This window comes from Paraburkholderia sp. FW306-2-2C-D06C (genome assembly GCF_058781505.1).
This window is the reverse complement of record NZ_JBYSWU010000004.1, coordinates 126,215-145,548: the sequence shown is the minus strand read 5'-3', so window position 1 is coordinate 145,548 and position 19,334 is coordinate 126,215. Positions and strand designations below refer to the sequence as shown.

Annotated in this window: 19 protein-coding genes; 11 read left to right on the top strand and 8 right to left on the bottom strand. The window is 64.6% G+C overall.

Features of this window, described 5'->3' with window-relative positions:
* The first annotated feature begins 9 nt into the window (after positions 1–9).
* The 7 genes from AC3WLT_RS04730 to AC3WLT_RS04700 are packed head-to-tail and all read left to right on the top strand — an operon-like array spanning position 10 to position 5,518.
* The gene (locus AC3WLT_RS04730) at positions 10–570 is read left to right on the top strand and encodes a GspH/FimT family pseudopilin (protein ID WP_492590759.1); all 561 of its coding nucleotides are present in this window, start codon (positions 10–12) and stop codon (positions 568–570) included.
* 1 nt (position 571) lies between these two features.
* A complete protein-coding gene (gspI, locus tag AC3WLT_RS04725) occupies positions 572–976 on the top strand; it encodes a type II secretion system minor pseudopilin GspI (RefSeq protein ID WP_492590758.1) in 405 nt (134 codons plus the stop codon).
* Complete coding sequence (locus AC3WLT_RS04720) at positions 954–1,631, top strand: PulJ/GspJ family protein (RefSeq protein WP_492590757.1); 678 nt, start codon at positions 954–956, stop codon at positions 1,629–1,631. The genes gspI and AC3WLT_RS04720 overlap by 23 nt, the downstream gene beginning before the upstream one ends.
* A gap of 1 nt (position 1,632) precedes the next feature.
* Complete coding sequence (gspK, locus tag AC3WLT_RS04715) at positions 1,633–2,778, top strand: type II secretion system minor pseudopilin GspK (protein ID WP_492590756.1); 1,146 nt, start codon at positions 1,633–1,635, stop codon at positions 2,776–2,778.
* A 28-nt stretch (positions 2,779–2,806) separates the two neighbouring features.
* Positions 2,807–4,216 carry a type II secretion system protein GspL gene (gene gspL, locus AC3WLT_RS04710; RefSeq protein WP_492590755.1) on the top strand — a complete coding sequence of 470 codons (1,410 nt, stop codon included), beginning with the start codon at positions 2,807–2,809 and terminating at the stop codon, positions 4,214–4,216.
* Positions 4,213–4,716 (top strand): type II secretion system protein M, encoded by a 504-nt coding sequence (locus AC3WLT_RS04705; protein ID WP_492590754.1) that lies wholly within the window; start codon positions 4,213–4,215, stop codon positions 4,714–4,716. Before gspL ends, AC3WLT_RS04705 begins: the two co-directional genes overlap by 4 nt.
* Before the next feature lie 22 nt (positions 4,717–4,738).
* Positions 4,739–5,518: a type II secretion system protein N gene (locus AC3WLT_RS04700; RefSeq protein WP_492590753.1), complete on the top strand. Its 780-nt coding sequence runs from the start codon at positions 4,739–4,741 to the stop codon at positions 5,516–5,518.
* Between the two features lie 38 nt (positions 5,519–5,556).
* On the opposite strand, the gene AC3WLT_RS04695 is transcribed toward AC3WLT_RS04700, so the two are convergent.
* On the bottom strand, positions 5,557–7,113 hold the full coding sequence (locus AC3WLT_RS04695) for an efflux transporter outer membrane subunit (RefSeq protein WP_492590752.1): 1,557 nt from the start codon (positions 7,111–7,113) through the stop codon (positions 5,557–5,559).
* A 285-nt stretch (positions 7,114–7,398) separates the two neighbouring features.
* Positions 7,399–7,752, bottom strand: a complete 354-nt coding sequence (locus AC3WLT_RS04690; protein ID WP_492590823.1) for a hypothetical protein — start codon at positions 7,750–7,752, stop codon at positions 7,399–7,401.
* A 251-nt stretch (positions 7,753–8,003) separates the two neighbouring features.
* Here AC3WLT_RS04690 and AC3WLT_RS04685 point away from each other — a divergent pair, with 251 nt between their 5' ends.
* Complete coding sequence (locus AC3WLT_RS04685; protein ID WP_492590751.1) at positions 8,004–8,558, top strand: MarR family winged helix-turn-helix transcriptional regulator; 555 nt, start codon at positions 8,004–8,006, stop codon at positions 8,556–8,558.
* Positions 8,559–8,691: 133 nt separating this feature from the next.
* Positions 8,692–10,254: a DHA2 family efflux MFS transporter permease subunit gene (locus AC3WLT_RS04680; RefSeq protein WP_492590750.1), complete on the top strand. Its 1,563-nt coding sequence runs from the start codon at positions 8,692–8,694 to the stop codon at positions 10,252–10,254.
* 32 nt (positions 10,255–10,286) lie between these two features.
* Here AC3WLT_RS04680 and AC3WLT_RS04675 read toward each other — a convergent pair whose 3' ends face one another.
* The 4 genes from AC3WLT_RS04675 to ada form a co-directional block, all read right to left on the bottom strand.
* Complete coding sequence (locus AC3WLT_RS04675) at positions 10,287–10,787, bottom strand: hypothetical protein (RefSeq protein ID WP_492590749.1); 501 nt, start codon at positions 10,785–10,787, stop codon at positions 10,287–10,289.
* A gap of 129 nt (positions 10,788–10,916) precedes the next feature.
* Complete coding sequence (gene gshA, locus AC3WLT_RS04670) at positions 10,917–12,533, bottom strand: glutamate--cysteine ligase (RefSeq protein WP_492590748.1); 1,617 nt, start codon at positions 12,531–12,533, stop codon at positions 10,917–10,919.
* A gap of 291 nt (positions 12,534–12,824) precedes the next feature.
* Positions 12,825–13,742: a DNA-3-methyladenine glycosylase family protein gene (locus AC3WLT_RS04665; RefSeq protein WP_492590747.1), complete on the bottom strand. Its 918-nt coding sequence runs from the start codon at positions 13,740–13,742 to the stop codon at positions 12,825–12,827.
* Complete coding sequence (gene ada, locus AC3WLT_RS04660; RefSeq protein ID WP_492590746.1) at positions 13,739–14,902, bottom strand: bifunctional DNA-binding transcriptional regulator/O6-methylguanine-DNA methyltransferase Ada; 1,164 nt, start codon at positions 14,900–14,902, stop codon at positions 13,739–13,741. Before ada ends, AC3WLT_RS04665 begins: the two co-directional genes overlap by 4 nt.
* 418 nt (positions 14,903–15,320) lie before the next feature.
* Here ada and AC3WLT_RS04655 point away from each other — a divergent pair, with 418 nt between their 5' ends.
* Positions 15,321–15,746, top strand: a complete 426-nt coding sequence (locus AC3WLT_RS04655; protein ID WP_492590745.1) for a VOC family protein — start codon at positions 15,321–15,323, stop codon at positions 15,744–15,746.
* Positions 15,747–15,838: 92 nt separating this feature from the next.
* Here AC3WLT_RS04655 and AC3WLT_RS04650 read toward each other — a convergent pair whose 3' ends face one another.
* Complete coding sequence (locus AC3WLT_RS04650; protein ID WP_492590744.1) at positions 15,839–16,393, bottom strand: YaeQ family protein; 555 nt, start codon at positions 16,391–16,393, stop codon at positions 15,839–15,841.
* Positions 16,394–16,626: 233 nt separating this feature from the next.
* Complete coding sequence (locus AC3WLT_RS04645; protein ID WP_492590743.1) at positions 16,627–17,604, bottom strand: LysR family transcriptional regulator; 978 nt, start codon at positions 17,602–17,604, stop codon at positions 16,627–16,629.
* A gap of 172 nt (positions 17,605–17,776) precedes the next feature.
* Here AC3WLT_RS04645 and AC3WLT_RS04640 point away from each other — a divergent pair, with 172 nt between their 5' ends.
* Entirely contained in the window at positions 17,777–19,225 is a 1,449-nt protein-coding gene (locus AC3WLT_RS04640) for an aldehyde dehydrogenase family protein (RefSeq protein ID WP_492590742.1), read from the top strand.
* The last annotated feature ends 109 nt before the right edge of the window (positions 19,226–19,334 follow it).

Sequence of the window (19,334 nt, the reverse complement as noted above, 5' to 3'; positions counted from 1 at the left end):
GCCGGCACTATGCGTATGTCCGCTTGCAAGTCCCGTGTGGACACACCGTGTACGGCGCCGATGCCGCACGCGGCGTGCGCCGGTGCGCGCGTGCTCGGCGCGCGTGGATGCGGATCGAAGCGTGCAGCGGGCTTCACGCTGCTGGAAATGATGGTGGTGCTGGTGATCGCGGGCTTGCTGGTGTCGTTGACGGCGCTGACGATGACGCGCAATCCGCGCACCGATCTGAACGAAGAAGCGCAGCGTCTCGCGCTGCTGTTCGAATCGGCCGGCGACGAAGCCCAGGTGCGCGCGCGGCCGATTGCGTGGCAGCCGCTCGAAGGCGGTTTCCGTTTCGACCTGCGTACCGAAGACGGCTGGCGTCCGCTGCATGACGATCTGCTCGGCCCACGCCGGTGGGAAGGTGGCGTGACCGGCGTGATGATCAACTATCCCGGCTCGGACGCACAGCCGAGCCGTGTCGTGTTCGGCACCGAGGCGATCGACGTGCCGGTGCAGATCACGCTGTTTTCGGCGGCGGGGCGCGCGACGATCGTCGGCACCGGCAATGGCCGCTATGAGGTGCACTGAGATGCGTCGTTGCAGGAGCTTGGGCCGTCGCGCACGGCAGCGCGGTTTTACGATGATCGAAGTGCTGGTAGCGCTGACGATCATCGCGGTGGCGTTGGCCGCATCGCTGCGCGCGGTGGGCAGTCTGGCGAGCGGCGAAGCCGATCTGCATCGGCGCCTGCTGGCTGGTTGGAGCGCGGACAACACGCTTGCGCAATTGCGTCTCACGCATGGCTGGCCGAACGTCGGCGAAACCAGCTTTGACTGTTCGCAGGGCAACTTGCAGTTGACCTGTACGGAGCATGTGACGGCGACGCCGAATCCGGTGTTTCGTCGAGTGGAGGTGATGGTGACGATGCCTGGGGGTTCCGGCAATCTCGCTCAGATGGTCACGGTGGTCGCGAATGAAAACAACCGTTCGCTCTGAGCGTCGCCGCCGGCCGGTCGCGGGCGGTTTTACGCTGATCGAGCTGCTGGTCGCGATTGCGATCATGGCGGTGATCGCGGTGTTGTCATGGCGCGGGCTCGATCAGATCATCCGCGGTCGGCAGACCGTTACGAGTGCAATGGAAGACGAGCGCGTCTTTGCGCAGCTGTTCGACCAGATGCGGATCGATGCGCGCCAGGCCGCTTCGGATGACGAGTCTGGGCAGGCGGCCGTTTCGATTGACGGCAGCGTGCTGCAGATCGTGCGGCAGATGGTGGTGCCGGAGGCTGCGCCGCGTTTGCAGGTGGTGCGGTACCGGGTTTCCGAGGGACGCGTGATTCGGTATGCGTCGCCGCCGTTGGGCAATGTCGGCGAATTGCGGCGGGCGCTGCGAGGTGGCGAAGGCGACGGTTGGACCGCGGTGCCTTTGATGGGTGGCGTGGGGACCATTTCTACTCGCGTTTATGTGCCGAAGGTCGGCTGGACCATGCAGATGAAGGATGTGCAGGCCGCTATTACGGAGAACGACAATAATCTGAAAGTGCCGCAGCTCGGCAATGCGCCGTTGCCGCGGTCCGTGACTGGGCTCGAAGTTGGCATTGGGGCTACGTCGTTGGCGCGGCCGGTTACGCGGGTTTTTCTCGTCGGAGAATGATATGAAGTTCTCTTTGTTGTCTCCGCGACGGTCTGCTTCTTCCTCGCTGTTGTCTTTGCCTGCGTCTTTGCCTGCGCCGCGGGCAAAACAGCAGGGCGCAGCAATCATCAGCGCGCTGCTAGTTGTCGCGCTATCGGCGATATTGGTCTCCGGCATGCTCTGGCGCCAGCAAGTCCAGATCCGAAGGATAGAAAACCAGCGCCTCCTGTCGCAAGCCCAATGGGTGGCAAGAGGCGCGCTGGACTGGACGCGCCTGATCCTTCGTTCGGAAGGCGACACCTCTGCAGGAATCACCTACTTAGGTGGCCTATGGGGCGTCCCCATCGCCAAAACACGGCTGTCGGATTTCCTCGGCCAGATCGGCGAAGTCAGAGCCGAGCAAGGCGCGGCAACCTACCTGTCAGGTTCAATCGAAGACGCCCAGGCGAAATTCAACCTCCGCAATCTGGTAGCAAGCCCGGCCCCAGGCGTATTGCAACTGAACATGGAACAGATTGGCGCCTACCAGCGTCTGCTCGTCTCCCTCGGTGTGAATAGCCAACTGGCGAAAAGCACCGCCGTCCAGATGCGCGCGAGCCTCGCTCAATCGGCGACACGTTTTCAAACCGTCACGTCCCTCACCGGCACGTCGGCGACCCCGCCCATCCAGGGCGGTGCGACCGGCGGCGGCAATTACACCGACAACCCCGGTCTCGAAGACAGCAACGAGAACGCAGCGCTCGCGCCGCTGCAAATGACCAGCGTCGATTCGCTGCTCGACATTCCCGGCTACACGCTGGAGATGGTCGCGCGCTTGCGTCCGTTCGTCACCGTGCTGCCGACGGCGTCGGCGGTCAACATGAATACGGCCTCAGCCGAAGTCATCGCGGCGGTCGTGCCCGGCATGAACCTGTCGAGCGCGCAGGCCTTCGTCGCGCGGCGGCAAACGGTGTTTTTCCATAACGTCGCCGATGTGCAGCTCGCGTTGCGCGGCGCCGGCGTGCAGTCGGTGTCGATCGATACGAGCGAACTCGACGTCAACACGAACTACTTTCTGATCCACGGCCGCGTGCAGCACGAACGTGCGCAAGTGGACCGCACGACCCTCGTCTATCGCGACGCATTGACTCACACTACGCGTATCGTGCGGGTACAAGACCAACTATGAGTAACGCTTTTCCCAGAGAGAGTGGCCTTTGAGCACGCTGATCGTCCTACTGCCGCCGCGTGACCCGGCGGTGCCATCGCAGGAATGGCAACTGCCGGAGCTGCCGTTCCTGCTGCTCGACAAGTCGGGCCGCACCCAACGCGCAGGCCGCTCGGCGCTCGCGCTGCTGCCGCGCGCTTCGTCGACGGTGCTGATGGTCGCCGCGCGCGACCTGCTGATGATGCCCGCCAAGCTGCCGCCGCTGCGCGGACCACGGTTGCGTCAGGCGCTGCCGAACGTCGTCGAGGATCAACTGATCCAGGATCCGCAAACCTGTCACATCGCCGTCGATCCGCAACCGCTCGCGGGCGGCCGGCAATTGCTCGCGATCGTCGACCGCGGCTGGTTCCGCTTCATCTGCGAAGGCTTCGCCGCCGCCGGACACCGCAGCTTGCGCGCCGTGCCGGTGACCCGCTGCCTGCCGCAAGCGGTCGCGCTCGATACGCCCGTTGAAGTCGCCGAAATGGTCAACGCAGGCGAGCCGGTATCGGCGGGCCCGGCCCGCGTGGCGACAGCGGCGCCTGGCGCCGCAGCTGCGCCCGCGCCCGGCGTCGCGCCGGCGGTGCCGATGGTGGCGGCCGTACTGGGCGCCGTGGTTCAGACCGCGCCGGCGCTGCTGCTCGAAGGTGCGTTCGAAACCGGCGCACCGCGCGTCGAACTGGCGATCGCGCGTGGCGTGCAGGGCGAAGGGCTGGCGGTGCCGGCCACCGCGGTGAACGCGACCCTCGCCGCGCTGGCGGGCGCTGCCCCGGTCACGCTGTACATGCTGACCGAGGTGTCCGGCAATGAGCCGAGTCTCGCCGAAACCGGCCCCGCGAGACTTGCGGCCCATGTGCACGGGGCAAGTCCGCTGCCGTTCGAGCAACTCGCGCGGCGTGCGCTGGATTGCCGTTTCGACCTCTGCCAGTTCGAATTCGCTTCGCAGCCGTGGCGCCTCGATCGCGCGACGCTGCGGCGTCTGCGCCTGCCGGTGCTGCTGGCGGTCGGCGCGCTCGTGGTCGCGATCGTCGGTGCGAACGTGCAGTGGCTGATGCTTGCGCGTCAGCGCGACGCGATCAACACGCAGATGACCGAACTGCTGCTCAACGCCTTCCCGAAAACGACCGTCGTGCTCGATGCACCCGATCAGATGTCGCGCCAGCTGCAGCAGCTGCGCGTGGCGGCAGGCGAGCTGTCGCCGGACGATTTCCTGTCGCTGGCGGATCGTCTCGCGCGGTCGTTGGGAGCCGTGCCGGTCAACGGCATCGCCGCGCTCGATTATCACGACCGGCGGCTCGATGTCGCCTTCAAGCCTGAGATCAAGGTCGATCCCGATTTCGCGAAACGCCTTGCGCGCAACGGCCTGAACGGCGCGATCGACAGCAATACCGGCAAGTGGACCATCAGGAACGGACAATGAAAGCTGAACTCGCCCAATCGTGGGCTGGATTCTGGGAGCAGCGCACCGAGCGCGAAAAAATGCTGCTGACGTGGGGCAGCGCGGCGTTGGGCGTGGTGATTGCGTGGTCGGTGCTGTGGGCGCCGGCGCAGGACGGCCGTGCGCATCTGCGCGAATCGCTGCCCACACTGCAGCGCCAGTTGGCGCAGATGACCGCGCAGGCGAACGAAGCGCGGCAACTGTCCGCGGCGGCTCAAGGCGTCGCGCCGACCGGCGGTGCGCTGAAGGACGCGCTGAGCGCATCGCTCAGCGATCATGGCCTTGCCGCGACCCAGGTCCAGGTGATCGGCAACGCGGTGCAGATCCAGATGAAAAACGCGTCGTTTCCGGCGTGGACGAGCTGGGTCGACGATGTGCGCAAGCAGTTCAAGGTGCAGGTCGCGGAGGCGCATGTGACTGCGCTCAAGGAGGACGGCCAGGTGGATCTGACGGCGTCGTTGCAGCCGTCGACCGTCAAATGACCGCGCAGTCACAGGATCTCGCATGACCTTCCGGATGGGGCGCCTGCGCGTCGCGCTACCCTGGCTGGTGGTCGCCGTACTGTCGAGCGCCGCTGTTATGGTCGCGTTGCTGCCGGCCGCCTGGATCACCCCGCAATTCGCCAAACAGACCCGCGGTCATGTCAATCTTGTCGATCCGGCCGGCTCGCTGTGGCACGGCTCGGCGACGCTGATGCTCGCCGCCGGTTCCGACCTGAGCGCGGCGACGCTGCTGCCCGGACGGATCGAATGGCGCACGGCGTTCTGGCCGCTCTTCACCGGCCGCGTGCGCATGACCATGCGGCAAAGCGATGCGATGCCCGATCCGATCACCGTCGACGCCAGCCCGCGTAGCGCGACCGTCACGCAAGGCACGATCGGCGTGCCGGCTTCGCTGCTGACCGGCTTGGGCGCACCGTTCAATACGCTCGATCTGCAAGGCGACGTGCGGCTGTCATGGTCGGACTGGCGCAGCTTCAACAAGGAAGCGTTCGGCCAGCTGACGGTGACGCTGAACGACGTCAGCTCGCGCGTGTCGCTGGTCAAGCCGCTCGGGTCGTATCGGCTGCTGTTCCAGGCGCAAGGCGTGTCGTCCACGATCGATCTGACAACGCTCAAGGGCCCGCTGATGCTGACCGGCAACGGCACCGTGTCGGCCGTCTCGACGTCGTTCCGCGGCACGGCCAGCGCCGTGCCGGAAGCGCGCGACAACCTCGCGGGACTGCTGAATCTGCTGGGGCGGCCGAGCGGGCCGGGTACGGTCACGTTGACGTTCGCGCACTGAAGCGTGCGCTTGCGCCGTTGCAGGCGTGAAGAGCGGGCCTAGTTGCTCGGCGCTTGTTGCGGCGCGGTGGTCCCGCTTTGCGCCACTGGCGTGGCTGACGACGCGGGCAGCGGCGCGGGTGCCGCGACGCCGCCGGTTTCGCGATTCATCTGCGAGACATCCCAGCCGCCGCCCAGCGCCTTCACCAAACCGACCGACGACACCATCCGCTGCCCGGCGATGCTTTGCAGCTTTTGCTCGGTCGTGAAGGCAGTGGTCTGCGCGGTCAGCACGCTGAGGTAGCCGACCGTGCCCGCCTTGTACTCGTTCGTGACGATGGCCAGCGCCTGGCGGGCCGACTCCACCGCTTGCTGCTGCACGACGATTTCCTGTGCGAGGATGCGCTGCGAGGCCAGGTTGTCCTCGACATCCTGGAATGCGGCCAGCACCGATTGACGATAACTCGCGACGTCCTGATCGTAGGTGGCGCGCGCGGCTTCGGTCTTTGCCTGGCGCAAGCCGGCGTCGAAGATCGTTGCGGCGAGTTGCGGGCCGAGCGTCCAGAACCGCGACGGCGCCGTCAGCAATTGCGAGAACACCGAGCTTTGGAAGCCGCCCGTGGCCGACAGCGTCAGCGTCGGGAAGAACGCGGCAATCGCGACGCCGATCTGTTCGTTCGCCGCTGCCGCCTTGCGCTCAGCCGATGCGATATCCGGGCGCCGCTCGAGCAGCGCCGACGGCATTTGCGCGGGAACATTGGGCGGCGTGGCGGTGAGCGGCATCGGCGGAATCGAGAAGGTCGAGGCCGGTTCGCCGACCAGCACGGCAATGGCGTGTTCGTCCTGGGCGCGCTGGACGCCGTTGTCGATTGCGGCAGCTTGTGCCGATTGCAGCTGTGTTTGCGCCTGAATCACGTCCGAGCGCGCGGCCACGCCTGCCGCGTACTGGTTTTTCGTGAGTTGCAGCGAGCGCTGATAGGCCGCGACGGTTTCGTCGAGGAGTTTTTGGGTGGCATCGAGCGAGCGCAGTGAGAAGTAGGTCTGCGCGAGCGTGGCCTGAGCGGATAGCCGGGCGTTCGCGAGATCGGCGGCGGCGCTCTGCTGACCGGCTTTCTGGGCGTTGACCGCGCGGCTCACCGAGCCCCACAGATCCGGCTCCCAGCTTGCGTCGAGCTGGACGTTGAAGCTGTTGCTGACGCGGGAGCTGCTCGAGCTGGTGGACGACGAGCCATTGCCGGAACGTGTCGCGCCCGCGGATGCGCCCACGGTCGGGAAATATGCCGCCCGCGCCTCGCCGACCAGCGCACGCGCTTGCCGGTAGGCAGCGGCGAACTGGGCGATGGTCTGGTTCGATGCGTTCAGCTTGTCTTCGAGCGCGTTGAGTTGCGGGTCTTCGTAGAGGGTCCACCAGTCGCCGCGGTCTTGTTGATCGGCCGGTTGAGCGACTTTCCAGCCGGGCGCGGCTTCCTTGTACGAGGCGGGAATCTGCGCAGCCGGCCGCTGATAGTCGGGGCCGACCGCGCAGCCGGCCAGTACGGTGGCGAGCGCCGCTGCCACCGCGAGGGTCAGGGCACGAGGCGCAATGGTCCGCGCGCGCGCGTTTTGATCAAACTGCATGTTCAAAGGATTCCTTCTGGACGCCACGGTGCGGCCATTGGCGGCACTGCCAGCTGGACGAGATCATGGCTCTGCTGGAATGTTAGCGTATGGGCCCGCTTGGGCGCGGGAAACTGAAAGGGTAATGCCCGGGAGGTGGGTGGTGTGTTACTTAGGGTGTCGGGATGGTTACGTGGTGTTACGGGTTCTTTGCTTGGGCGGTAACTCCACGCCAGAAAACAGAAATTAACTGCGCAGAAATTAACCGAGCAGAGATCAACCGAGCAGAGATCAACCGAGCAGAGATCAACCGCGCGAATCGGTGCTCGCTTGCCGAGCCTGCTTGCCGGCAGCCGCGCGACACGGCGCATCGCCGCGTGTCCGGCAGGTGCCAACTGAACTCACCGCCCCAGCGACCTTCTCCGCCGCCACGGCGGAACCTGCCAACTCCACTGGCGCAGTCATGGAAGACGCTACCTTCTGCCCCCGCCGATGCCCAACCCAGGCAAACACCATCATCCCCACCGACCCGCCGGGAAGCACAAACAACGCGGCAAACAGCGCCAGTTTCCACCAGCGATGCGGGCCTTGAAAGCTGTTCAGCGCGGAATCGGTCAAGGAGCGGCTCAAGCCGCCAAGGGTGTTTTTCAGGTACGGCATCGGGGAATCCTTTTTGCACACCACACACGCAGCGTGCAGACAATCGGTCAGAACATGGTCTCGGGTGGCGCGGATCGCGCGTAACTCGTTGCCTATAATAATATTGACTATGCAATTAAATTTCAAGATACTTTGCCTCGCAACAAACGGCGGTGTTGTTTTTCCGCCTTTCGCTCGGCACAAAATCAAATTTGACTTGTCTGCTTAGGCAGCTAAAATCCGTTCTGCTTGCCGATGCCCTTGGATACACGATGACCGATGGTCCCTACAACGCGGATGAGATTCACCTCGAATCGAGTCTCGGCTATTACCTGACGAAAGCGCGAAACGTGCTCGTCGAGCGGATGGATCGCGCGGTCAAACCGCTGGGGCTGACTGCCCAGCAGATCGGTGTGATCCTGCTGCTCTCGGCGCGGCGCGCGAACACGCCGTTCGAGTTGTCGCGGGTCATGTCATATGACAGCGGATCGATGACCCGGCTGCTGGATCGCCTTGAAAAGAAAGGCTTTGTGGTCCGTACGCGTAGCGACGCCGATCGCAGGATGGTCAAGCTGGAGTTGACGCCGCAAGGCCACGAAGCCGCGCGTCAATTGCCTGGGTTGGGCGCGGCGGTGTTGAACGAGCAGTTGCGCGGGTTTTCCGCGGCGGACCATGCCGCGTTGCTCGACCTGCTGGGCCGTTTCATCGCCAACGGCATCGGCGGGGGCGCGAGTGCTGCGTGCGGGCTCGGACCTTCGTCAGAATCGTCGGAAGAATCAGCCGAGGAATCACCTGAAGCGACGCCGCCGGAACACGGCGGGCAGTAACCAGTCGGCGCTTTTGAAGGCGCCATCATTTGCAAATATCTGTCTGGGCAGAGGGTGATCCGGCATGTAAGCGCACCATTCGGCATGCGCGATAAAGCTGCCGCGACAAGCTTTCCAGGCTGAGGAGAAACACATGGCTGCCACGGCTCCCGCCGCTGCCCTACCCGCCGCCGAGCCCGCTCCGCTCAAAGGCGGCGCGCTGGCTTTGCTTACGGTCGGTCTTGCGCTCGGCACTTTCATGGAAGTGCTCGATACATCGATTGCGAACGTCGCCGTGCCGACCATTTCCGGCAGCCTCGGCGTGGCGACCAGCCAGGGCACCTGGGTCATCTCGTCGTATTCGGTGGCCTCGGCGATCGCGGTGCCGCTGACCGGCTGGCTCGCACGGCGGGTCGGCGAAGTGCGGCTCTTTACCTTGTCGGTGCTGCTCTTCACGATCGCGTCGGCGCTGTGCGGCTTCGCGCACAACTTCGAGTCGCTGATCGCGTTCCGGCTCGTGCAAGGGCTCGTCTCCGGGCCGATGGTCCCGCTCTCGCAGACGATTCTGATGCGCTCCTATCCGCCGGAAAAGCGCGGGCTCGCACTGGGTCTCTGGGCCATGACCGTGATCTGCGCGCCGATCTTCGGGCCCGTGATGGGCGGCTATATCACCGACAACTACACGTGGCCGTGGATCTTCTACATCAACGTGCCGATCGGGGTGTTCTCGGCGGTGTGCGCGTTCCTGCTGCTGCGCGGCCGCGAGACGAAAATCACCAAACAGCGCATCGATGCAGTCGGCCTCTCGTTACTCGTGATCGGCGTGTCGTGCCTGCAGATGATGCTCGACCTGGGTAAGGATCGCGACTGGTTCAACTCCACGTTCATCGTTGTGCTGGCGATTATCGCGGTGGTGTCGATCGCGTTCATGCTGGTGTGGGAGATGACCGAGAAAGAGCCTGTCGTCGATCTCTCGCTCTTCAAGGATCGCAACTTCGCGCTCGGCGTGTTGATTATCTCGTTCGGCTTTATGGCGTTCTTTGGGTCGGTGGTGATTTTCCCGCTCTGGCTGCAGACGGTGATGGGCTATACCGCCGGGCTTGCCGGACTTGCAACCGCGCCGGTCGGCTTGCTCGCACTGTTCCTGTCGCCCTTGATCGGGCGAAATATGCATCGGCTCAATCTGCGGATCGTGGCGAGTTTTGCGTTTATCGTGTTTGCTCTTGTGTCGTTCTGGAATTCGACTTTTACGCTCGACGTGCCGTTCAATCATGTGATCTGGCCGCGGCTGGTGCAAGGCATTGGGGTCGCCTGTTTCTTTGTGCCGATGACCACTATTACGCTGTCCAGCGTATCGGATGAGCGGCTCGCCAGTGCCTCTGGTCTATCTAACTTCTTTCGGACTTTGTCGGGGGCGATTGGGACGGCTATCAGCACCACGTACTGGGAGAACGACACGATTTACCATCATGCGAGGTTGACCGATTCGGTGAATGTCTATGCGGCCAATACCAATTCTTATACGAATGCGCTGGCTGGTCTCGGGCTCTCCGGCGACGGGATCACCGCACAGTTGAATCAGATCGTCACGGCTCAGGCTTATATGATGGCCACGAATGATTTCTTCCGGATTTCCTGTGCGGCGTTTGTTGTGCTGGCGGCGCTGGTTTGGATTACTAAACCGCGCAAGGGGGTTGGGCCTTCGATGGGGCATTGATGCTTTTTTGCCCACGGCGTTGCCTTCCCGTTTCACTGCGTTATCGATTCGCCATTCGTTCCCGGGATCGATTGTCCCTGTAACGTATCCGGGTGCATCGCCGATGAGGTGGGTTGCGATGGTTTCGCGCCGCTCGGCGGCGCGCCGGTTGCAATGCCTCGTACATACTGCTTGAAGGCGGCGCCTGCCACCCACGGGTTCGGCGTGCAGCCGAGCGAGCTGTCGCAATGCGCCGCAAAGCCAATCGTCGATGTGCCGTCAGGATTCGGGGCACGCGTAATCTGGTACGCCAACGCCCGCTTGCCGCCGTCTGGGCCGGCGGTCTGGATCAACGTGTCCGTCGCGGCTTCGACCTTGTATTTCGAATGGGTCGTCACCCACGTCTGCGCGCGTTGCCACCATGCGTCGCACTCGGCTTTGCTCGAACACGTCAGCGGCGCCGTCGCGATCTGCATGACGTCCGGATCGACCTGCCCCTGTGTCGAGCACCCCGCCGCCACTACGCACAACACGGCCAACAGACCTTTTTTCATCACGGTGATTCCTCCCCTCTGAAGCACGCCATGCAGGTTGGACCGCAACGCCGGCACCGTGTTTCACCCGCGCCGGCGAATCGTCAGCACGTGCGGAATTTTTGCCGAATTAAGCCGGCTACTCGCCGTTCAGACGCTAAACCGGTTCAACGTATACGCCCGATAAGCCGCGACGAATGCGTCGAATGAACCCACTTCCTGCTGTTCGAGTTTGGTCTGCTCCGCCAGCGACTGCGCGGCGAGTTCGGCAAACTCCTTCATTTGCGCGGCATTCAGCGCACGCGCGCGAAAATGCGCGGCGTGCGCCTCGCTTTGTTCGAGGCCGAATGCCAGGAAGCTCTGCTGCTTGTCGCGCATGGTTTGCAGCACGCGCGCCGACGGCGTCAGCGACGGGTCCGCCAGCCTCGCGCGTTGAACCGCCACGGCGCGCGCGTGCGCGTCGCCGCCCTGCAAGGCATCGAGCGTCGCTGCGGCCGCGTCGATCTTGACGAGCAGTTCGTCCGCCCAATCCGTCATCGCAACCGTTTGGCCGTTGCGCGTCAGTTCGAGCCCCGGCTTGCGCCCTTCCATCGTCACGCGGCCGAAGTTCTGATTCGCTTCGGCGTAGGCGTCGGGCGGCAACAGCGCGCTCTCGTCGAGGGCGCAGACCAGCAGGTAGGCATCGAGAAACCGCGCGGTTTCCAGCGAAATACCGATCGGCTCGAACGGGTCGATATCCATGCAGCGCACTTCGACGTATTGCACGCCACGCGCGGCCAGCGCATGCAGCGGACGCTCGCCGGGATAGGTGACGCGCTTGGGCCGGATCGTCGAGTAGAACTCGTTTTCGATCTGCAACACATTCGTGTTGATCTGTACCCACTCGCCGTCGCGCTGCGTGCCGATCGCCTCATACGCGGGATACGGCTGGCTCACGGCCTTCGCGAGGGCGTCGAGATAGCCCGGCAGCGTGTCGTAGTCCGCATGCAGCGCGGCTTGCGCGGTGGTGTTCGAATAACCGAGATCGCTCATGCGCAAGCTGGTTGCGTACGGGCGGTACAGCGTATCGGCGTCGAACGTCTCGAGCGTGTGTTTCCGGCCGCGCAGGAAGCGGCGATCCAGCGCCGGCGACGCGCCGAACAGATACATCAGCAGCCAGTTGGTGCGGCGGAAATTGCGGATCAGCGCGAGATAACGTTCGGACTGGAAATCGACGGCGCTGGCCGTGGATTGCTGGTCGGCATGCAACAGCCGCCATACTTCTTCGTTCAGCGAATAGTTGTAGTGGATGCCCGCAATGCACTGCATCGTGCGGCCGTAACGGAGCGCGAGGCCGACGCGGTACACGTACTTCAGCTTGCCGATATTCGAAATGCCGTATTGCGCGATCGGAATGTCCTCGTCCTTTTCGGGCAACAGGCCCGGCATCGAGTTGTTCCACAGAATTTCGTCGCCGAGTTCGGCATAGACGAAACGATGCAACGTGTCGAGTTTCTCGAGCGTGATGGCGGCGTCGTGCTCCGCCGGCGTAATCAGTTCGAGTAGCGCCTCGGAATAGTCGGTAGTGAGCGATGGGTGCGTGAGCGCCGAACCGAGTGCGCGCGGATGCGGGGTCAGTGCGAGCTGGCCGTCGTGCATCACGCGCAGGCTTTCCCTTTCGATGCCGCGCAGGCCGCGGATCAGCGCGTCGCGCTGGGGGCCGGAGCTCAGCACGGACAGGCGGTGCAAGAACGCGTCGGTCGTGCGGGAAGGTGTGTTGTTTGGCATTGATGCAAGTCGGGCGTTGTCGGCCGCCATGTGCCGCGTGTCTGCATTCGATGCAGCGCTGGCGGTTGACAACGTTCGGCGGAATTTTCAGGTAGCGGGCACTTTAACATCTCGCCACGGCGGCTGCTTGAGGCCGCTTCGCGGCACTCGAGCCCGTCTGTTTTCCGGCCGAATCAGCCTGGCGGCGACCCGCTCACTCTACCTTTCACGCGTCTGGCGCGCGATCCGCGGTTCTCCCCGACCCGCCCCGGCGGGCGGGGCTTGCACGGCCGATACCGGGTTAGCCGCGTGTTAGCCGCCGCGCGCGGCGCCGGCCCGGTCCGCCACCTCGTTCCATAGATGCATCGCCGCATACGCGCGCCACGGCCGCCACGTGTCGGTGCGGGCACGCTGCTGGGTGGGCCGCACGAGCGACGGATCGCGCGCGCAGATCGCCTGCATCAGCACGAGGTCCCAGGCGGGCCACGCGTCGGCGTCGCGCCATGCGCGCATCGCGACGTACTCGACCGTCCAGGGGCCGATGCCAGGCAGTGCGAGCAACGCGGCGCGCAGGCTGGTGGCGTCGGCCACGCTGCTGTCGAGCGGCACGTCGCCCGAAGCGACCGCGTGCGCGAAGCCCTGCAACGCGGCTACGCGTTTCCCCGGCATGCCGATCTTTTCCAGATCCACCGCCGCCAACGCGGCGGGCGTCGGAAAGCGCCACGCGGTGTTCTCGTGCGGATGCCCGTCGATGCGTTCGCCGGCGCGCTGCACCAGCCGCCCGATGATGGTGGTCGCGGCCTTCACGCTGACCTGCTGGCCGACGATCGCGCGCACCACCAGTTCGAAGCCCGACCACGCACCCGGCACGCGCAGGCCCGGCACCGATTCGATCAAAGGCGCGAGCCACGGGTCGGCGGCGAGTTCCGCGCCGATCTTTTTCGGATCGGCGTGCAGATCGAACATCTTCGCGATCGGCGCGGCGAGCGCGTCCGCGTGACGGCTCGCGGAACCCTCGATGCTCGCGACGATGCAGCGCTTGCGCGGATGCAGACGCACCGTCAGGGTGCCGCTGTCGCCGGCCCAATCGATGGCGCGGCGATAGGCACCGTCTTCGACCGCTTCGACGCCCGGCGTCGCGCGTCCGCCGAAAAAGCGCAGCAGCCGCGGCCAGTCGAAGGGAGGTTTGAACGGCAGTTCGAGTGTTGCGACGTCGTCAAGCGTGCTCACGCGGCATGGTCCAGGTTGGTGGTAGCGTCGGCAATGGCGTCGGTCTTGCGTTTCCTGCCGGCGGCATCGTGATCGTCGTGCGCGTCGTGGGCGTGTTGTGCTTCGTTGTCGAGCAGCGCAGCCTTGCGCGGCAGTCCCCAGCGATAACCCGCCAGCGCCCCGCTCTTCTGCACCACACGATGGCAAGGAATCGCCAGCGCGACCGGATTCGTCGCGCACGCGCTCGCCACCGCGCGCACGGCGCGGGGGGAACCGACGGCTTCGGCGATTTCCGAATAGCTGCGCGTCTCGCCATACGGAATGCGCCGCAGCGCGTCCCACACGCGTTGCCGGAAGGCGGTTGCGGCGATATCGAGCGGCAGATCGAAGCGCTCGCGCGTGCCGTGCAAGTAGGCGTCCACTTGCGTGATGAACGGAGCAAGCCGCGCCGGATCCTCGACCAGTTCGGCATTGGCAAACTCGCTGTGCAGTTCGTCGGCGAGCGCCGCGGCGTCGTCGCCGAAACCGATCTTGCAGATGCCCTTGTCGGTGGCGGCCACCAGCACGAAGCCGAGCGAAGTCGGCGCGCTGGCGTAGCGCACGATCAAGCCGGCGCCCTTGCGGCGAAACGCCGACGGCGCCATGCCCAATTCGGCCGATGCGCTGTCGTACATTCGCGACGGCGAACCGAAGCCGGCGTCGAGCGTGGCGCGGGTGACGTCCGAGCCGCTCTGGAGCGCGTCGCGCAAGGCGGCGCCGCGCTTTGCGGCCTGATACTGACGCGGCGAGACGCCCACCACGCGTTTGAAGAGGCGTTGCAAGTGAAACGGGCTGACGTGCACGGCGTCGCTCAACTGCGCGAGCGTAAGGCGCTGTTGCGGATCGGCGTCGAGCGCGGCACAGGCGCGATTGACGATCTCGAGCTCGCGCGGCAGGCCGCCGGGCTGGCAGCGCTTGCATTCGCGATAGCCCGCGGCGCGCGCGGCGTCCGCGTCGGCGAAGAAATCGACGTTTTCACGGCGCGGCTGACGCGAGGCGCACGACGGACGGCAGAACACGCCGGTGGTTTTGACGCCGTAGAAGAACGCGCCGTCGGCCTGCGGGTCGCGGCGGGTGACGGCGTCCCAGCGGTCGGGGTCGGAGGTCCACTGGGGGACAGCGGTGTGGTCGGTGCGGTTCATGATGCTTCCGGAAAGGCAGTGTCGATGCTCACCAATGTAAGCCGCATGCCGACACACTACGCTCCGGTTCTTGCTCTGTCATTGCGCTTCCTCGTAGGCTGGAAGCCGCGCCAAGCGGTCGTTTCGCCACAAAGTGCGACAATTTGGCACGATATCGGGTTTTCCCTTAAAAAGTTATTGCGTCGCACCAACCCCATGTGTATATTAGTACTTGTCTCCTCCATGTCTCCTCCTGATATGGATTCAGCCCGCTCCAAATAGAGCGGGCTTTTTTTCGTCCGTACCTTTCATCTGTCGTTTCCTGATCCGCCCCTTTGCGGGTGATCGATGACGGATTGCATGCTGCCATCACGGCGCCACCCTTTCCTCCTACACTGGTTACTCATCCGTTCAGCGAACCATCCAAGGGGCGTTCGACATGAAAATCCACATTCGCGAGATCGATCACATCGTTATTCGAGCGGCGGACGTCACGCAGATGTCGCGTTTCTATTGCGACGTGCTCGGTTGCAGCGTAGAGAAGGAGCAGCGCGATCTGGGCTTGACGCAGTTGCGAGCCGGGCGCTCGTTGATCGACCTGCTGCAGGTCGGCGCAAAGCTCGACCACGCCGAAAACGGCACGCCCGGCGCGGGACGCAACATGGATCACGTGTGTTTGCGGATCGAACCGTTCGATGCCGACGCGCTCAAGGCGCATCTGAGCGAACATGGCGCGCGGCTTGGCGAAACGGCGCTGCGCTATGGCGCGGACGGCTTCGGGCCGTCGCTGTATCTGTTCGATCCGGAGGGCAATATGGTCGAGCTGAAAGGGCCGCCGGAAGCGGCGCGTATGACGTCGCTGTAGTTACGCCCTGTAGTTACGCCCGCCGCTGTTGCGGGCCGGGCAGCGGAAAACAACGTAGACGCAGGCGCGCAAGCTGTACCCACGCAATGCGATCAGGCGTCAGCCGGCGCCTTCAACACCGTCCACTTGATCGGCACCGCGTCCGCCTCGGCGCTGCCGAGCCACGCTTCGCCGTCCTGCACGGTGCATTGCAGACGCATCGTGCGTTCGGCGAGCGAGCCGAGTGCGGCGGCGACGTCTTCGTCGAGCGTCCATACCGTCACATTGCGCATCCGCTCGACCTTGTTCTTCACGCCTAGCCACCAGATGCCCGAGGCGCGGCCGCCGTAAGCGATGACGATCACTTCGTTCGCGCGGCCGCTCGCCTTGGCGATGCGCCGTTCGTCCGGCTGGCCGACTTCGATCCAGGTTTCGATCGCGCCGGTCAGATCCTTCTGCCACAGGTCTGGTTCGTCGACATCCGACAAGCCTTTGCAGAATTCGAGCCGTTCCTGGGCGAACAGCGCGAACGCGGCGACGCGCACCATCATCCGCTCGTCGGTTTCCGAGGGATGGCGGGCGATCGTCAGCGAATGGTCGGCGTAATAGTGTCGGTCCATGTCGGCGATCTGGAGTTCCGCCTTGTAAATCGTCGATTTGAGAGCCATGCCGTTGCTATACCAGGTGTTCGCTCCACCGGAGCGAACAGAAAAAGAATCGTCGACGGCTCGTTGCCGTTTACCGTGTTGTTTGTACATCGCTTGCCCCTCCCGTGCCGAAGGCCGGCGTTCCGCTGCGGTTCGGATCGCAGCAAAACGTGCGGCCCAGGGGCCGCGGTGCGCTGTCTGAATGCCGTCAGTTAGACGGCGCGACCGGCTGCTTTCTGCAGCAGGAGAAGCATTTATCGCGCCACTGCCGGCTCGAAGGGGGCGCCGTAGACCTCGACAGCGGCTTCCCGCAAGGCTTCGAGCACAACGGAGGCCGCCGGCGAAAGCAGGTGCGACTGGCGCGTGATGATACCGAATGTATCCATCCTGCACGGTAAATCGATCGGCACCCGCTTCAGAACACCATACTGTTGGTATTGACGCGCCACTTCGTCGGGTAAAACCGCGAGCATGTCGCTTTGCAGCAGCAGGCTCGAAATCGCCAGAAAATTGTTGGTATTGACCACGTTTTGCGGCGGATTCAGCCCGATTTGCGAAAACATCAGATCGAAGCGATGGCGCAAAACGCTGCCCGGCGGATGCAAAACCCAACTCGCGTTGACGATTCCCCGCAGTGTCAAACCTGTTTCATTTTCGAGAGGATGACCGGGACGCGCGACCACGCACAGCGGTTCGTCGGCGAGCGGTTCATAGCGAACTTCGGTTTTGAACTGGTTCTGCCGTTCCAACACGCGGCCGACCATGATGTCCAGTTCGCCTTCTGCGATTCTCGGCAGCATCACGTCGGAGGTTTCCACTTCCGCCCAGATCTGCAATTGCGGATAGCGTTCCTTCACGCTGGCGATCGCGCGTGGCACCATCGTCGCGGCGGCGGCGGCGATCACGCCGATGCGCACCTGGCCTGCCAGACCGGCGCGCAGAGCCGAGATTTCGTCGTGCGCGTGGCTCAGGTTCGACAGCACCATGCGCGCGTGGCGGATCATCACTTCGCCGTACAGCGTGGCGTGCATGCCATGTGGCGTGCGGTCGAACAGACTCACCTCCAGCACGTCTTCCAGCTCTTTCAGAAGACGCGAGGCGGCGGGTTGCGTCATGCCGAGCACGTCGGCGGCGCGCCGGACGTTGCCCTCCTCTTCCATCGCCGCGAGTAACAGCAACTGTCGCGTCTTCAGCCGCGCGCGCACGAACCAGTTCGAGTAGCTGCGGGTCATGGCCTGTCTCCATAAAGCGGCTCAAGGCCGTCTGCTGGGGCGAAGGCTTCATCATGCCATACCGGAATTGATATCGCGAGAGCCCAAAAAGGGATTGGAAAGTTATTGGGGCGGCTCATACCATTCGTGGACTTTCCGAGCTTCCTCACGTGGCGTCTACCCTTCGATTTCGATGAATCGCGATCCGCTCGTCCCCCTCGTTGCAAGTCCGTTCCGCCATTACATCAACGGCGGTTGGGAGACGGGTGCGACCACTGGCGTGTCGCTCAATCCATCGGACCTCGACGAACCGGTCGGCGATTATGTGCGCGCCGATGCGCGGCAGACCGATACCGCGATCGAAGCGGCGAGCGCGGCGTTCCGCGAATGGTCGCTGGGTTCGGCGCAGCGCCGCGCGGATGCGCTCGACGCGATCGGCAGCGAGATGCTGGCGCGCCGCGACGAGCTGGGCCGGCTGCTGGCGCGCGAAGTCGGCAAGACCTTGCCCGAAGCCTTGGCCGAAGCGACGCGCGCCGGCCAGATCTTCAAGTTTTTCGCTGCCGAGGCAGTACGCGCGTCCGCCGAGCCGGCGGCTTCGGCGCGCGCCGGCGTCGAGATCGACGTGACGCGTGAGCCGCTCGGCGTGGTCGGCATCATCGCGCCGTGGAGCGCGCCGCTCGCGATCGCCGCGGCGAAGCTCGGCGCCGCCCTCGCCCACGGCAATTGTGTCGTCTTCAAGCCGGCCGAATCGGCGCCGGCTTGCGCGGCGGCGCTGACGACGATCGTGAGCCGCGTCGGCATGCCTGCGGGCGTCTTCAATCTCGTCATGGGCAGCGGCCGCCAGGTCGGCGCGCGGATCGCGGCGCATCCGCTGGTGGCGGCAATCAGCTTCACCGGTTCGGCGGAAACCGGCACGCGGGTTCTGCAAGCCGCGGCCGCGCGGCAGGCGCGCGTGCAGCTGGAAATGGGCGGCAAGAATCCGTTCGTGGTGCTGGCCGATGCCGATCTCGACGGCGCCGTCGAGGCGGCCTTGAGCGGCGCATATGGCTCGAGCGGTCAACGCAGCACTGCGGCGTCGCGCCTGATTGTCGAACGCGCGGTGTTCGAGCCGTTTGTCGATGCGTTGCAGTCCAAGCTCGCCAGACTCACTGTCGATCATGCGTTGAAACACGGCACGGATATCGGCCCGATCGCGAACGCCGCGCAGCTGGAGCGCAATCTCGACTACGTGCGTATCGGTCAACAGGAAGGCGCGCAATTGCTGCATGGCGGCCGGCGACTGGAACGCGCGACGCGCGGCTACTTTTTCGAGCCGGCGCTATTCATCGGCGAACCCGAACACCGTATCGCGCGTGAAGAGATTTTCGGACCGCTGGCCGTCGTGCTGCGCGCCGACGATTACGACCACGCGCTGCATCTCGCGAACGACACCGCCTACGGTCTATGCGCCGGCATCTGCACGCGCTCGCTCGCCCGTGCGCGGCATTTCCGGCGTCACGTGCAAAGCGGCCTCGTGACGATCAACCTAGCGACCACCGCCGTCGAACATCACGCGCCCGCCGGCGGCCGTAAAGCGTCGGCCTACGGCGCCGCCGACACCGCATTCTGGACGTCCGTGAAAACGGCCTACGTCGCGGACTGATCGCCATGGCATCCGCGCATCCACTCGCCTATCCACGTTCCGGCTGACGCCGGCCGTGCATCGCCCCGCTGCAACTAAACGAAATCAATGCAGCTTTTCAACGTCAGGA